Origin of the sequence: Blautia sp. 210820-DFI.6.14 (assembly GCF_020558815.1) — a bacterium.
Taxonomy (GTDB): Bacteria; Bacillota; Clostridia; order Lachnospirales; family Lachnospiraceae; genus Blautia_A; species Blautia_A obeum.
The window spans coordinates 36,855-50,523 of sequence record NZ_JAJCKS010000015.1 but is presented as its reverse complement, the minus strand read 5'-3'; the positions used below and the strand labels follow the sequence as shown (position 1 = coordinate 50,523).

The following is a 13,669-nucleotide window of genomic DNA, read 5'->3' as shown; positions in this document are numbered from 1 at the left end:
ACTATTTCGTGATTCTGCTTTTTTAACATTTTTTCATATTTTTTCGACAATGTTTCTGATAATTTGCCGGGGATCGACGGGGGTGTATTGGAACATTGCGGAGTAATTTCCTATTAAAAAAAGATTCTGTCACATTTCTGTAACAGAATCATTTTTATCTGCTTTTATACAAAAGCAGCGTCTTATTTAACTTTTACTGCTCTTACCTTACTCCATTTGGAATAATAATTCTTCTTTCCAACCTTTTTGACCGTGCGGATTCTCACATAACAGTACTTCTTACGCTTCAGCTTTTTGAGAGTCGTTGATTTTGAACGGCTCTTTAGCGTTACTGTTTTTGCCTTTTTCATGTTCTTGTAGTTACTGTACTGCACCTGGTATGAAGTGATTCCTTTTACAGCTTTCCAGGAAACGGTTGCTTTTCCTTTGGCCTTTGATCTTACCGAAAGCCTTGATGTATTTGCCGGTGCTTTCACTGCTTTTGCCTTTGACTTTGGTTTTGGAGTTGGTTTTGCTGTTGGTTTTGGCGTTACCTTCGTTGTAGATGAAGGTTTTGCAGTCGGCTTTGTCACAGTTCCCGGAGATGGTTTTGGCGTATTAATAGCCGGTTCAGATGGTTTTCCTTCTATTATAAAGGTTCTGTAAAGCGTTCCTGTATAATTTCCGATACCGGTAACCGTTACAGTTGCCGTTCCTGGCTGGACATTGTTGCTGTAAGAAAGTGTATAGTCTTTTCCTTCCTTCAGTGACATTCCTTGGTAACTCATAACCATTCCAGGCTTTTTCTCTTTGCCGTCATACTGATATTTGTCAGCAGCAAGCGCATCCGAAACCTGTGGATTCATAACATTTATAGGATTGATTACCATTTCTCCGGTCGTTGTTCCGGAATATTTTCCGATACCGGTAACCGTTACCTTAACGGTACCTGCATTAACCCTGTCTCCATCATAAGTAACCTGATAATCGGTGCCTTCTTCCATTTTGAACATGTCACTGTACATATATACATCGACGCTGTGTTCCGTTCCATCATAATTCGCATATCTATCCCCAAATGACACATACACTGCTGGTTCTTCCAGAATATCAACATAAATCTCGGAACTGCATTTTGCTTCCGGATTATATTTATCCTGTACTGTCAACGTTACTTTTCCTGATTTCAAAGCCTTGATATATGCCCATTCGGAACCGGAATATTCCACTTCCAGAACGTCTGGGTCTGAACTCGTGATCTGAAGATCAGAAATCTGCTTCAGAGAAGTATTCTTGAATTTATAATCCCACATTAACCGGTATTTATTTCCACTTTTCAGGAACATGCTGTCTCTCATATGAAAATAAGCTTTGTCCAGAAACAGAAATGTATAATTTACGGATGTCGGAACTGCCAGCTGCTCTGTATCTCCGCAGACACTGCATGTCTTGTCAACATGACCATCCGCTGCCATTGTTCCATATTTATAGCGATGACCATTCTGTATTCTTACCGCATGGTTAACAGACAGATCTGACAGACTGATATCATAAAATACTGTATTTTCATTTCTCCATCCATACCAGATCAGTTTACCGTCAGCAATCGTCGGTACACAGTCAGAAAGGTTTCCCGCCATCTTATGTGTGTTTCCTACCTGCTGCCCGCTTCCGTCCACAGCCGTGTAATATACGTATCCTCTGCTTGTCCACAGTAGCACAAAACTGTTGCTGCCTGTTTTTACCAGCTGAGGCGTTGCCGCACTGTCCTCGGTTCCTGCATAATCCGAGAAATAGCGTACTGTTGCAGTGCCACCATCTTTCGGTATAGAAGAAATAAAAACATTTCTTGCTGAACCCTCTCCATTCGTATCACTGTTTCCGGCTATCAGATAAGAAGAATCTGAGTATTCAAAGCCTCCCTGTGATACACCGGTGTAGTTTTCTCCGATCAGCCCCGGTATATCGAACATTGTGTATTCTGCACATTTATTACCATATGACGGAACAAATTCGCCTTTGCTGATATCTGTCGGATATTTTAATACTAGGAGTTTTCGAGGATACGCATCTCCATGATCACTTCCTACAAGTGTTCCATTATCCACCTGGATAAACTGATTGAAGGAATGGCTCACATATCCATACTTCGTGTTCATAACTCCTGTAAATGCATCTGTCAGTGACATATTCGATGTATCCACGGAAAATGTCACGTTTGCCTGATGTCCATCATACATCTGATGGCAGGTTCTCACAAAAATATAATTTCCGTATCTCGCCATTCTGGCAGAACCGGCACGAAACGGAAGTGTTGTATTTGCCCCGAAAAGGCTACAGGAGCCCTGCGCCTTCCAGTCCTTCGAATACTTTGTAAGCCGATAGACTTCTTTTTTCTTATCTCTTTCCTGGTTGTTTGCTCCGGTAAGGATGTAATAATTATTATCAGCCTCATAGAATGCTCCGAAAATCGGAAGGCTCAGCTGTAAAGTCATCGTCTTCTGCAGATTATACTGTTTGTCATAATATTCGATCAGAAGTGTCTGACTGTCAATTGCCCCGGCCTGTACACGCATCAGACCTCCATCCGGGCTTTGTGTCAGATATGAATTAACTGTCGATGACCACACAGAATAATTCTGTGACTCCAGATTCATTCCGGTATAAAAATTGCAGGATGTTTTTACCGAATCCGAAGCCGGAATATCTGCCTCCAGTAAAGTTCCGTAGCCAACTGCATCTGCTTCATTTTCCGTCAGTGCTCCGGCTTCATTCTGTACCTCTTCCTCTACTTCATCAAATTCCGTTTCCGAATCTCCATCAGAAAAAGCTTCCTCCTGGTCTTCCACAAACTCATCTGAATTTGCTTCCTCCTGATTCTCGGGTTCCTCTTCTTCCAATGTCACATCTGTGTCTGTCTCAGGATCTGCATTTGTCACGGGATTTCCATTTAGATTCCCATTTGTCGCGGGATTTTCATCTTCCTCAACAGAAAACTCTGCTTCTGATGTAGCCTCATCGGATGCCATATTCTGTGATTCCGCCTCTGCTGTTATCGTGTCTGAAGAAAAATCTTCTGCATAGACAGGTGAAGTTCCCAATACACATAACGACAACAGAATGGATAAAATCTGTGCATTTCTTCTTTTCATAGTTCTCTCCTTATGTATTCTCTCTGATGTGGTTCTATATTACTACAACATTCGACAAATGAACAGAGCTTTCACATAATCAGTTACCGGTGATTTTCTAGCAACTGTGAACAGCAATATTTTTATATTTCCTATATACTGGCGAAAAAAAGAGCTTTCTGATTTTCTCTCAGAAAACTCTTCGGATATTTAAGATTTTTTATGAAGTGCGGCGGTCATTGTTTGTCGTCTCTGTATCGCAGACCTCACCGAGTGAGGCAACGTAGTAGTCGATTGATACGTTCTTGCGGCGGGTGAGTCTTTTGTTGAATTCTATGTTGATTCGTTTTGATACGAGTGTGCAGTTTTCCTGGGTTATCCCTATCAGCATTACGAGATACTGCTGGATGTTGTATCGGGTGTAAAAATCGCCTTTACGGACTGCTTTCTGAATGGACTCGCGGAGAAGTTCTGAATAGTATTTCTGATTTTCGTCATCTGTCTCGATATTTATAAAGTCCAGGGTGCAGAGCATCAGGAATACGGACATGCCGGTTCGTTCCATCATACGGCCGAACACGTGGTAAACGTCCACGAAGCTTGGATAGGTGCAGTAGTAAGCGCCTTCGATGGATTCTTTTTCGCGGAGGCGGTACTTGATGTCTTCGATCGCGCCTGCTGCCTGAGAGGTTCGCTCTCCCATAAGTTTGAATCGCTCGAGCATTCCGGCAGATGGTGACAGGCCGAGTTCGTCGAACATCAGCTTGGTTGTTCTTTTGTAGACATCGAGGCCGTCTTTGTAGCGGGACATTCCGATGAGGCTGTCGATTTCCCATATCTGCCAGTCGTAGAATGGATAGATTTTGGCTGCGCTGTGTGCAACACGGTAGAGTTCTTCGAATTTTTCTTCGGTTTTCAGGTAGTGGCACAGTTCTTCGACACAGTCGAAATACATATCTCGACATGCGATGTTTTCGACTGCCGCCCAGTCCTCGTCCATCATATCCGGGAGGAATTCTCCGGTATAGAGTTTCCATGCTTTGGTGTAGATTTCCATTTTGGTCTTTTGGGATTTTTCGTGACGTGCTGATTCGATCGTCTGCTTGAAGTCGCATACGTCTACTGAAGTTTCGATATCCGGGTCCCAGGTACACATTCCACCATTTATATTGATGTAACTGCTTCCCGGAAGCCCCGCTGCGGTGAGCTGCTTTCGGAGCCTGAATATTGTGTTGTTGAGGCTGCCGTTTTTATTTTCGACATCGCTTCGGCCATACAGGGCATCGATGAGTGCTGCTTTGGAGATTCCTCCATCCTGTGTATGTAGAAGTAATAATTGAAACAGCTGTGTGGTCTTTGATACATTGTTACGGTCCAGGACCAGTTCTTTTCCTTTATATTCCAGTGTAAATCCACCTAACATTCGAACTTTCAGTATATTTTTCATACTTTTCTCCTTCAACAGATATCGTGTTCTGTTTCTTGTCTTTTCATTTTGATTAGACTTATCCTTATTTAGCATATCACTCAATATATTAAAGTTCTACCACCAAAATACACAAAAAAAGACTGTTATTATTATTCAATCCGCTAATAACAACAGTCTTTTAAGCTCTATCTAGCAGATAATTCCTTTGCTATCTCATCTATTTTTTCCTGAGTATAACCGGTATACTCTTTTATCTTGTCCATAGTTTCATGATTCATAAGCATTTTCTCAATCAACTCTCTTCGTCCAAATTCAATTCCCTCCTGTTTTGCTTCCTCCCGTAATTCATCAATTGCAAGACACATACTTGTTTCCTCCTTTTCTTCATTGAATTTCAGTTTTGAGTTAGTAAGTGTATTCAGCATGACTACCGTTTCTGTCTTCATGTTCTGAAATCCGTCATCGGTTTGGATCAGGTCAACCAGTTTTTCTTTTTCCTTCGAATATTTGATATACAACAGTACTTCCCGCAGATCTGTGTGAAAACGGTTGATTTCTCTGTTACGACCGAACGGCCGAAGATAATAAGATACAGTTTCCTGTAAAGAACCAAAAGAAATGTGATGCTTTGTTATATTTTAGCACAATATGCTCCGCAAGTCCACGAGAACATTTTGCTCTTTTTTCGACATAAAAAACAATCCCACCGCAATTGTTGTAGGATTCTTAATATCAACTTGGTGATAGGCATCTGCAAATTCATATCCAGCAAGTTGTGGATGCTTCCAACCCCGACCAGGCATCTGCAGCTCCAATACTAGCAAATTGCAGATGCTTCCGATCCTGACCAGGCATCTGCAAATCCAATTCCAGCAAGTTGCAGATGCTTCCAACCCCGACCAGGCATCTGCAAATCCAATTCCAGCAAGTTGCAGATGCTTCCGACCCCGACCAGGCATCTGCACATCCAATTCCAACAAGTTGTGGATGCTTCCGACCCCGACCAGGCATCTACAAATCCAATTCCAGCAAGTTGCAGATGCTTCCGCCCCCAGGATATGCATCTGCAAATCCAATTCCAGCAAATTGCAGATGCTTCCGCCCCCGACCAGGCATCTACAAATCCAATTCCAGCAAATTGCAGATGCTTCCGACCCCGACCAGGCATCTGCAAATCCAATTCCAGCAAATTGCAGATGCTTCCAACCCCGGCCAGGCATCTGCAGCTCCAATTTCCGCAAATTGCAGATGCTTCCAACCCCGGCCAGGCATCTGCAAATCCAATTCCAGCAAATTGTGGATGCTTCCGAACCCGACCAGGCATCTGCAAATCCAATTCCAGCAAATTGCAGATGCTTCCGACCCCGACCAGGCATCTACAAATCCAATTCCAGCAAATTGCAGATGCTTCCAACCCCGGCCAGGCATCTGTAGCTCCCAAAACAACAAATCAAAGATGCCCACCGGTGAATTTTCTTCTCAAATTCGCTGGTGGGCATCTTTATTGCATCTCTATTTCATCAAATAGCTATATATGTCTCTTTTTGATACACCGCGGTCTTTCGCGACCTGTTTCATGGCATCTTTTCTGGACATTCCCTGTTTTTCATAGATTTCCATATGCTCTTCTATGGAAATCTCTTCCCACGAGGCCACTGCTTCTTCTTTCAGTTCCTGACGGCTTTTGCCCTCGATGACCAGCACACATTCTCCGAGCGGTTTTTCTTTCTCATAATGTGTGATCAGGTCATCAATCGTTGAATGAAAGGCTGTCTCATGTTTCTTTGTCAGTTCTCTGCAAAGTGTCATTCTGCGGTTTCCAAGTGTTTCCCTCAGATCACGCAGTGTCCTGACCAGTTTATGCGGAGCCTCATACAAAATGATCGTCCGGGTCTCATTGACCAGCTCTTCCAGAACTTCTTTGCGCTCTTTTTTGTCCATCGGAAGAAATGCTTCAAAAGCAAACCGTCTGGTAGGAAGTCCCGATAATGTAAGCGCGGTAATGCATGCTGCCGGCCCCGGAAGGGATGTTACTTCGATTCCAGCCTCATAACACATAGCAGCCAGTTCTTCACCCGGATCCGAAATTCCCGGTGTCCCGGCATCTGTGATCAGTGCAATGTTCATACCGTTCTGCATCTTCTCAATCAGCGTATATGCTTTTTCAATCTTGTTATATTCATGATAACTGGTCATCGGTGTTTTGATTTCAAAATGATTCAGCAGTTTAATACTGTTTCGGGTATCTTCTGCCGCGATCAGATCCACTTCCTTCAATGTGCGGAGTACTCGAAGTGTAATATCTTCCAGATTTCCGATTGGGGTTGCACAAAGATATAATTTTCCACTCATCCGGGAATCCCCTTTCTCTCAGATTATTTGATTCTTTTATACTCTTCCGTATATTTCAAGAATATCACTGGTATAAACACCTGGTTTCTCATAGACGATCAATGGTCGCTCCACCGTTATTCTGGAATTTCCACCTTTTCGTGCTTCGATCAGAACCATATTAGGTTCACGATCTATGTACGGGTACACCAGCTGCATTCTCTTGGGTTCCAGTTTATATTTCATGAGAACCTGAAAGATTTCTGCCAGACGGAAAGGTCTGTGGACCATATAAAAACGACCTCTGTCTTTCAGCACTGCTGCTGCCTGGCTCACTACATCTTCCAGTGTACAGAGAATCTCATGTCTTGCAATTGCTTTTGCCATGTATGGGTTCTGCAGGCCATGCTGTCCGATCATATAGGGCGGATTGCTTGTCACTGCATGAAAAGAAGCTGCTCCAAAAATTTCAGCAGCTTCCTTTATGTCTCCGCATACAATATCAATATCAGCTTCCAGATGATTGTACGATACGCTTCGTCTCGCCATATCTGCACATTCTTCCTGGATCTCAAGTCCTGTCAGATGTGAACCCTTGTCTTTGGCTTTCAGCAGAAAAGGAATGATTCCCGTTCCGGTTCCCATATCCAGAACCTTTTCATTCTGTCGGATATCTGCAAATCCAGATAACAGAACTGCGTCCATTCCGAAGCAGAACTTTTCCGGATTCTGTATCACATACAGACCATTCTGAAGATCATCAACCCGTTCTCCCGGATATACCAGATCATTCTGCGGATTTTTTTCCATGGGATTTAGAATCTCCTTCTTTTTACTCAATGTCCCTTGTTTCTTTGTCAGTGTTCTTTGCTTTTTTCTTGCGTGACCGGAATTTCAGTTCTCCTACCGGATATTCCTGAATCTCCTTTTCATCATTGACTTCCACGATTACTTTGACTCTCTGTCTGAGAACATTTACACTGTGTACAATTCCCTGTAATCCATCCGGAAGAGTAACCGTATCTCCGGTTCCTGGAAGGCTCTTGTTCAGTGCTTCGTAGGTTTCCTGCTCATTCTTGAGACAACACATCAATCTGCCGCAGACACCGGAAATCTTGGTCTGGTTCAGTGACAGATTCTGCTCTTTTGCCATCTTGATAGACACAGGTGCAAACTCGGAAAGATAGGTGTGACAGCAAAGCTGTCTGCCGCAGATGCCGATTCCCCCAAGAATCTTAGTCTCATCTCTTACTCCGATCTGGCGAAGTTCGATTCTTGTCTTAAAGATAGCTGCCAGGTCCTTGACCAGCTGACGGAAATCAATTCTTCCATCTGCTGTAAAATAGAACAACACTTTGTTATTGTCAAATGTATACTCCGCATCGATCAGTTTCATTTCCAGACCATGTTCGCGGATTTTTTTCTGGCAGATTTTAAATGCATCTTTTTCTTTCAGGCGGTTCTGTTTCTCCCTGTCCTCATCTGCCTGTGTGGCAACGCGAAGGACTTCTTTCAGCGGATGGACCACCTCATCCTCACCCACTTCTTTCGGTCCGAGTACAACTCGTCCGAACTCCACACCGCGGGCAGTCTCTACGATCACATGATCACCGATCTTCATTTTATAGTTTTTCGGATCAAAATAATAAATCTTTCCGACATTTCTGAATCTTATACCAACAATTTTTGTCATTCTATCTCTCCCTGATCGTCAGGAACAGAAGTTCAAGTGCAAGTTCAAAATTAACGTTTGCACGAAGCCTTACTTTTGTTTTTTCCAGTGCTTCCAGAATCTTTTCCAGGTTCTCATAGGAACGCTGGCTCGCCTGTTCCTTTATATAATTGATTTCTTGTTTAAATACCAGGTTGTCAACCTCCTGAGTTGCCTTAAACATAAGAACATCCCTGAACCAGAACTGGAAAATATCCAGATAATCACTGATATTCTGCTTTTCATCAGAAAGTGCCTTGATCTCATCGGACAATTCATATACTTCCATCGTATTTACATACTTGAGAATCTTCAGGGCTTTCTCCGTCATTCTGGAAAACTCTTCTGATGTAGCAGCTTCTTTGGCTCTGCCAATACTTCCCTGTGCAAAGGAAGCATCTATCTCTGCCTGATAATCCGGCACATGAAGCCGTTCCATCAGGTATTTCTTAACAAGGCTGTCATCAACCACCTTCAGATCCAGACGCACACATCTGGACTGGATTGTCGGCAGAAGTGCATCCACATTGCTGGTCAGCAGCATGATCACTGCATATTCCGGTGGTTCTTCTATTGTTTTGAGAAGGGCATTCTGTGCCTGTACCGTCATCATCTCCGCATCAGGAATAATGTAAACCTTGTGCGGACTGCTGTATGGCTTAATCGCAACATCGTGAATCACCTGTTCCCGGATCTCATCAATAGAGATCGTACCAGGTTTCTCATGATTGACCATAATGATGTCCGGATGATTCTTGCCCAGTGCCTTTTTACAGGAGTCACATTTCTGACATGGCTCTGTTCCACCGGCTTCGCACTGCAGTGTCATCGCATATGTGGTTGCAAGAAGCTTCTTGCCGGATCCGGGTCTGCCTGTAAAAATATATGAATGGGAAACTTTTCCCGTCTTCATGGCATTTTGGAGATGCCGGATAATTTCCTCGTGTCCGATAATATTATTGAAACTGACCATTCAGAATCACCTCTCTTGTTTATAGTTTCATATACGAATCTTTGTTCGCTATAGTGTCATTATATCATACTTTATTAGCCATTCAAAACTATTTTTAACTATGACATGGAATTTACATAATTTATAATATTTTTGACACATAAATCCAAATCATCATTAACAAATCGCTTCTGTATTTCTGCTTCCTTTATTTTCTCTTCGGAAAAATCCTCCTCATCCGCAAGAAAACGTCTGCAAAGTTCTTTATACTTTGGTGTTTCCTGTTCCTGCTCTCTTCGGATTGCACGGATCAGACGTTCTCCGTTCTCTACTTCAATGTATATCGGAATAACTGAATCTTTTCCATAGTAATTCTTCATCTTCTGAAAAGACTCTAACGTACCGATTCCAAGATAATTTCCGTTCTTAAGGTCAATCTGTCCGTCATCTGCCGTAAAATACGTCCAGACACCATAAACAGTATTATAAGCACGGGATTCAATAACCTTTCCCGCCTCTTCAAACTCTTTTAATTTCTGATTGTCTGTAAAGTAATACTGTACACCATCTTTTTCTCCGTCACGTACCGGTCTTGTTGTATACAGGATCAGTTTTTTCAGATTCAGTTCTTTATTACCGGCCAGTCTGGAATAGATTTTATCTTTTCCAGAGGCACTTTTACCCATAATATAAAAAATCTTACCCATGAATTTCTTCGTCTTGCTCCTTTGTACTCTGGGGCTGTTGTTCTACCACAAGGATCGTCTTATTTGTATAGTCTTCCAGTCCCTGCAGATATAACCCCTTATCCATGTATATTCTCATATTACGGATAAATTGTCCAGTAATCTGTTCTCCCGGAGTGATCAGTGGAATTCCCGGTGGATACAGATAAGCAAATTCTGCTGAAATTCTGCCGATGCTTTCTTCCAGCGGACATTTTTCTGTCGGTGCTTCCATGGCATCTGCCATAGACATCATCTGCGTCAGCACAAAATGCATGGATCTGGTGTCCAGTTTTTTATTTTCTTCTGCCGGTATTCCTGCTTTTATCAGATCTGCCTGTTCCTGATCCAGTTCTTCGATTGCCTGACACAATCGCTCAAAACCTTCTTCACGGTCTCCTACTGCTGCAATAGCGAGCGCATAATTTTCGGACTCCATTTCCATCTGAATATGGTAGCGGTCAAGAAGGATATGATACAGGTCACTTCCTGACAGTAAAGAAGCTCTGGTAGAAAAGACCAGTTTGGAACGGTCATAATCGAAGACTCCATTCTTTCCTTTGACCGGATCTACCAGGCGGATATATTTGCACACGGAAAGTCTCTTTCTTGTCTGTTCCAGTATTCTGGTGAAATCACGGAACATCTGGTTTCCTTCTGCTGCCATCGTATCCATACAGGCATCGATACTTGCCATCAGAATATACGACGGGCTGCTGGTCTGATAGATTCCCATAAATCTGCGGAGCAGCCTGCTGTCAACGCGGTCGCTGCAGTTATGAAGTACGGCAGTCTGGGTCATAGCCGGCAGTGTCTTGTGAAAACTCTGGATCACGAGATCTGCTCCAAGTTCTGCTGCCGAAGTCGGAAAATAATTTGAAAAATGGAAATGTGCTCCATGTGCTTCATCTACGATCAGCGGCACTCCATATTTATGTGTGATCTCTGCAATCTCTTTTACATCTGAGACAACACCGTCATACGTAGGTGAAGTGATCAGTACCGCCTGTATCTCCGGATTCTCAGCCAGACATCTTTCCACTTTGTCCGGAAAAATTCCGCCGTTTATCCACCACTCACTGTCCATCTGTGGATAAATATAGGCAGGTTTCAAATTTCTCAGATAGATGGCATGATACACTGCTTTGTGACAGTTTCTTGCAACAAGGATCTGGCCATTCCTCGGAACCGCCGCTGAGATTGCCGCAAGAAGTGCTGCGGTACTTCCATTAACACTGTAAAAGCTCTCTCTGGTCCCATATAGTTTCGCCACATTCTGTTGTGCCTCCAGAAGAAGGTCTTCCGGATGATGGAGATTATCAAAGCCTTCTATCTCAGTGATATCTCTTTCAAGAGGGAACTCCCCTCTGACAGATGCGGGATTTCTTTTGTGCCCCGGCATGTGGAACGGATAGTAATCAGAGCGGCTGTATTCTTCTAATTTTCTGTATAATCTCTCCATTAAAGATTCTCCATGTCTGTTATACCTTGAAGCGATAACCTACTCCCCATATAGTCTCTATATACTGAGGCTTCGCTGTATTGAATTCGATTTTTTCACGGATCTTCTTGATATGAACCGTGACAGTTGCAATATCTCCTACAGACTCCATATCCCAGATCTGGCGGAACAGCTCTGCTTTTGTAAATACGCGGTTCGGGTTCTCTGCCAGAAAAGTAAGGAGATCAAATTCCTTGGTCGTAAATGTTTTTTCTTCTCCATTTACCCAGATACGTCTCGCTGTCTTGTCTATCTTGATGCCACGGATTTCAATAATATCATTCTTTACCACACTGGAACCTACCAGTCTGTTGTATCGCTCCATATGTGCTTTTACTCTGGCCACCAGTTCACTCGGACTGAATGGCTTGGTCATATAATCATCCGCGCCAAGACCGAGTCCACGGATCTTATCAATATCATCTTTCTTTGCAGATACCATAATGATCGGGATATTTTTCTCCTGACGTACCTGACGGCATATATCAAACCCATCTACTTCCGGAAGCATCAGATCCAGTATAATCAGATCATAATCTTCATTGAGTGCTTTTTCAAGGCCCACATCTCCTCTGTTTGCTATCTCTACTTCAAATCCGGAAAGTTCCAGATAATCCTTCTCCAGATCTGCAATTGCTTCTTCATCTTCGATGATCAGTATTTTACTCATTTCATAGGTACCTCCTGATATTTTCTCAAAACAAAGTACATGATCGTTCCGATTCCTTCCCGACTGGTTGCCCACACTTTGCCACCATGATCCTCCAGAATCTTACGAACGATAGAAAGACCGATTCCGCTTCCTCCCTTGGATGAATTACGTGAAACATCCGTCCTGTAGAAACGGTCAAAAATATACGGCAGATCTTTGGATGCAATTCCCTTGCCATTATCCTCAATCTCAACCTGTACGAAATCTCCGACATCTTTTACTCTGATCTGTATGATGCCCTTCATTCCATTCTGCTTATCCATATATTTAATGGCATTGCTGATGATATTATGAATCACTCTTCGTATCTGTTCGCCATCCGCAATTACAAGCACATCTTTATCTACATAATTTGCATAGCAGAGCTGGATACCTCTTGTTTCCAGCTCCAGTCCCACTTCTTCTGCGCAGTCAGAGAAATAATCTTCTACATTCAGCTTACTGAATGTATATGGGATACGGTTCGTATCAATTTTAGAATAGAACGTCAGCTCATTGATCAGATGATCCATCTCATTGGTCTTATTGTAAATCGTCCTGACATAGCGATCCATCTTCTCCGGTGTATCTGCCACACCATCCATGATTCCTTCTACATATCCCTTCACCGCTGTGATCGGAGTCTTGAGGTCATGGGAAATATTGCTGATCAATTCTTTATTTTCCTTATCCATGGCGATTTTTTCTTCTGCTGATTCTTTCAGTCTGCGGCGCATCTCTTCGAAATCCCGGCAAAGCTCCGAAAATTCATCTGTTCCCTCGACATCCAGAACAAAATCCAGATTTCCTTCCTTGATATTCTGCGTCGCCTTTCGCAGTTTGACCAGCGGTGCCGCCACACTTCTGTAGATCCACAACCCCACAGAAACGCCTGTGAATATAAGAATGATAAAAGCAGTAAAAAAAAGATCCTTCGTCATGATCTGGATTCTTGCCTGACTGCTTCCCGTATCGGAAATTGTAATATCATAGGATGTTTCCTGTGCAGATTCATTGTTGGCTGCATTCCTGTGCTGTGTCTCACTGATTCCAAACAGGGCAGCAGCAAATAAAAGAAGCGGTACCAATATTACCATCATGAATCCCACAATGATTCTGTTTTTCAGTTTCATGAAATTCCCTCGTTTCTGTAAAACTTATAATTGCTTCTTAAGCAAAAAATGAACGCACAATATCGAAGTTATTCTTCGCTATATAT

The 13,669-nt window shown here is 42.8% G+C and carries 12 protein-coding genes; all 12 read right to left on the bottom strand.

Translation table 11 applies throughout. The features are described 5' to 3' along the window. Positions 1-182: 182 nt before the first annotated feature. Positions 183-3,131 carry a hypothetical protein gene (locus LI112_RS11545; RefSeq protein ID WP_227190761.1) on the bottom strand — a complete coding sequence of 983 codons (2,949 nt, stop codon included), beginning with the start codon at positions 3,129-3,131 and terminating at the stop codon, positions 183-185. A gap of 199 nt (positions 3,132-3,330) precedes the next feature. Next, on the bottom strand, positions 3,331-4,557 hold the full coding sequence (locus LI112_RS11540) for a bacterial transcriptional activator domain-containing protein (protein WP_227190760.1): 1,227 nt from the start codon (positions 4,555-4,557) through the stop codon (positions 3,331-3,333). A gap of 167 nt (positions 4,558-4,724) precedes the next feature. Further along, positions 4,725-5,057, bottom strand: a complete 333-nt coding sequence (locus LI112_RS11535; protein WP_049940392.1) for a hypothetical protein — start codon at positions 5,055-5,057, stop codon at positions 4,725-4,727. 299 nt (positions 5,058-5,356) lie between these two features. Continuing rightward, positions 5,357-5,884: a hypothetical protein gene (locus tag LI112_RS11530; RefSeq protein WP_227190759.1), complete on the bottom strand. Its 528-nt coding sequence runs from the start codon at positions 5,882-5,884 to the stop codon at positions 5,357-5,359. A gap of 167 nt (positions 5,885-6,051) precedes the next feature. Beyond that, complete coding sequence (rsmI, locus tag LI112_RS11525; protein ID WP_055066474.1) at positions 6,052-6,891, bottom strand: 16S rRNA (cytidine(1402)-2'-O)-methyltransferase; 840 nt, start codon at positions 6,889-6,891, stop codon at positions 6,052-6,054. A 36-nt stretch (positions 6,892-6,927) separates the two neighbouring features. Then, complete coding sequence (locus LI112_RS11520) at positions 6,928-7,680, bottom strand: tRNA1(Val) (adenine(37)-N6)-methyltransferase (RefSeq protein ID WP_005423918.1); 753 nt, start codon at positions 7,678-7,680, stop codon at positions 6,928-6,930. 22 nt (positions 7,681-7,702) lie between these two features. Then, on the bottom strand, positions 7,703-8,563 hold the full coding sequence (locus LI112_RS11515) for a stage 0 sporulation family protein (protein ID WP_118198137.1): 861 nt from the start codon (positions 8,561-8,563) through the stop codon (positions 7,703-7,705). A 1-nt stretch (position 8,564) separates the two neighbouring features. Next, positions 8,565-9,554, bottom strand: a complete 990-nt coding sequence (holB, locus tag LI112_RS11510; RefSeq protein WP_022388860.1) for a DNA polymerase III subunit delta' — start codon at positions 9,552-9,554, stop codon at positions 8,565-8,567. Between the two features lie 98 nt (positions 9,555-9,652). Beyond that, entirely contained in the window at positions 9,653-10,240 is a 588-nt protein-coding gene (locus tag LI112_RS11505; RefSeq protein ID WP_227190758.1) for a guanylate kinase, read from the bottom strand. After that, positions 10,233-11,720: an aminotransferase class I/II-fold pyridoxal phosphate-dependent enzyme gene (locus LI112_RS11500; RefSeq protein ID WP_227190757.1), complete on the bottom strand. Its 1,488-nt coding sequence runs from the start codon at positions 11,718-11,720 to the stop codon at positions 10,233-10,235. The genes LI112_RS11505 and LI112_RS11500 overlap by 8 nt, the downstream gene beginning before the upstream one ends. Before the next feature lie 19 nt (positions 11,721-11,739). Continuing rightward, entirely contained in the window at positions 11,740-12,429 is a 690-nt protein-coding gene (locus LI112_RS11495) for a response regulator transcription factor (RefSeq protein WP_055056462.1), read from the bottom strand. After that, a complete protein-coding gene (locus tag LI112_RS11490) occupies positions 12,426-13,583 on the bottom strand; it encodes a cell wall metabolism sensor histidine kinase WalK (RefSeq protein WP_173904562.1) in 1,158 nt (385 codons plus the stop codon). The genes LI112_RS11495 and LI112_RS11490 overlap by 4 nt, the downstream gene beginning before the upstream one ends. Positions 13,584-13,669: the final 86 nt, after the last annotated feature.

Excerpts from the sequence above, each read along its gene's own strand:
- LI112_RS11545 (WP_227190761.1), bottom strand. The coding sequence starts at position 3,131 with ATGAAAAGAAGAAATGCACAGATTTTATCCATTCTGTTGTCGTTATGT.
- LI112_RS11540 (WP_227190760.1), bottom strand. The coding sequence starts at position 4,557 with ATGAAAAATATACTGAAAGTTCGAATGTTAGGTGGATTTACACTGGAA.
- rsmI (WP_055066474.1), bottom strand. The coding sequence starts at position 6,891 with ATGAGTGGAAAATTATATCTTTGTGCAACCCCAATCGGAAATCTGGAA.
- LI112_RS11520 (WP_005423918.1), bottom strand. The coding sequence starts at position 7,680 with ATGGAAAAAAATCCGCAGAATGATCTGGTATATCCGGGAGAACGGGTT.
- LI112_RS11515 (WP_118198137.1), bottom strand. The coding sequence starts at position 8,563 with ATGACAAAAATTGTTGGTATAAGATTCAGAAATGTCGGAAAGATTTAT.
- holB (WP_022388860.1), bottom strand. The coding sequence starts at position 9,554 with ATGGTCAGTTTCAATAATATTATCGGACACGAGGAAATTATCCGGCAT.
- LI112_RS11505 (WP_227190758.1), bottom strand. The coding sequence starts at position 10,240 with ATGGGTAAGATTTTTTATATTATGGGTAAAAGTGCCTCTGGAAAAGAT.
- LI112_RS11500 (WP_227190757.1), bottom strand. The coding sequence starts at position 11,720 with ATGGAGAGATTATACAGAAAATTAGAAGAATACAGCCGCTCTGATTAC.
- LI112_RS11495 (WP_055056462.1), bottom strand. The coding sequence starts at position 12,429 with ATGAGTAAAATACTGATCATCGAAGATGAAGAAGCAATTGCAGATCTG.
- LI112_RS11490 (WP_173904562.1), bottom strand. The coding sequence starts at position 13,583 with ATGAAACTGAAAAACAGAATCATTGTGGGATTCATGATGGTAATATTG.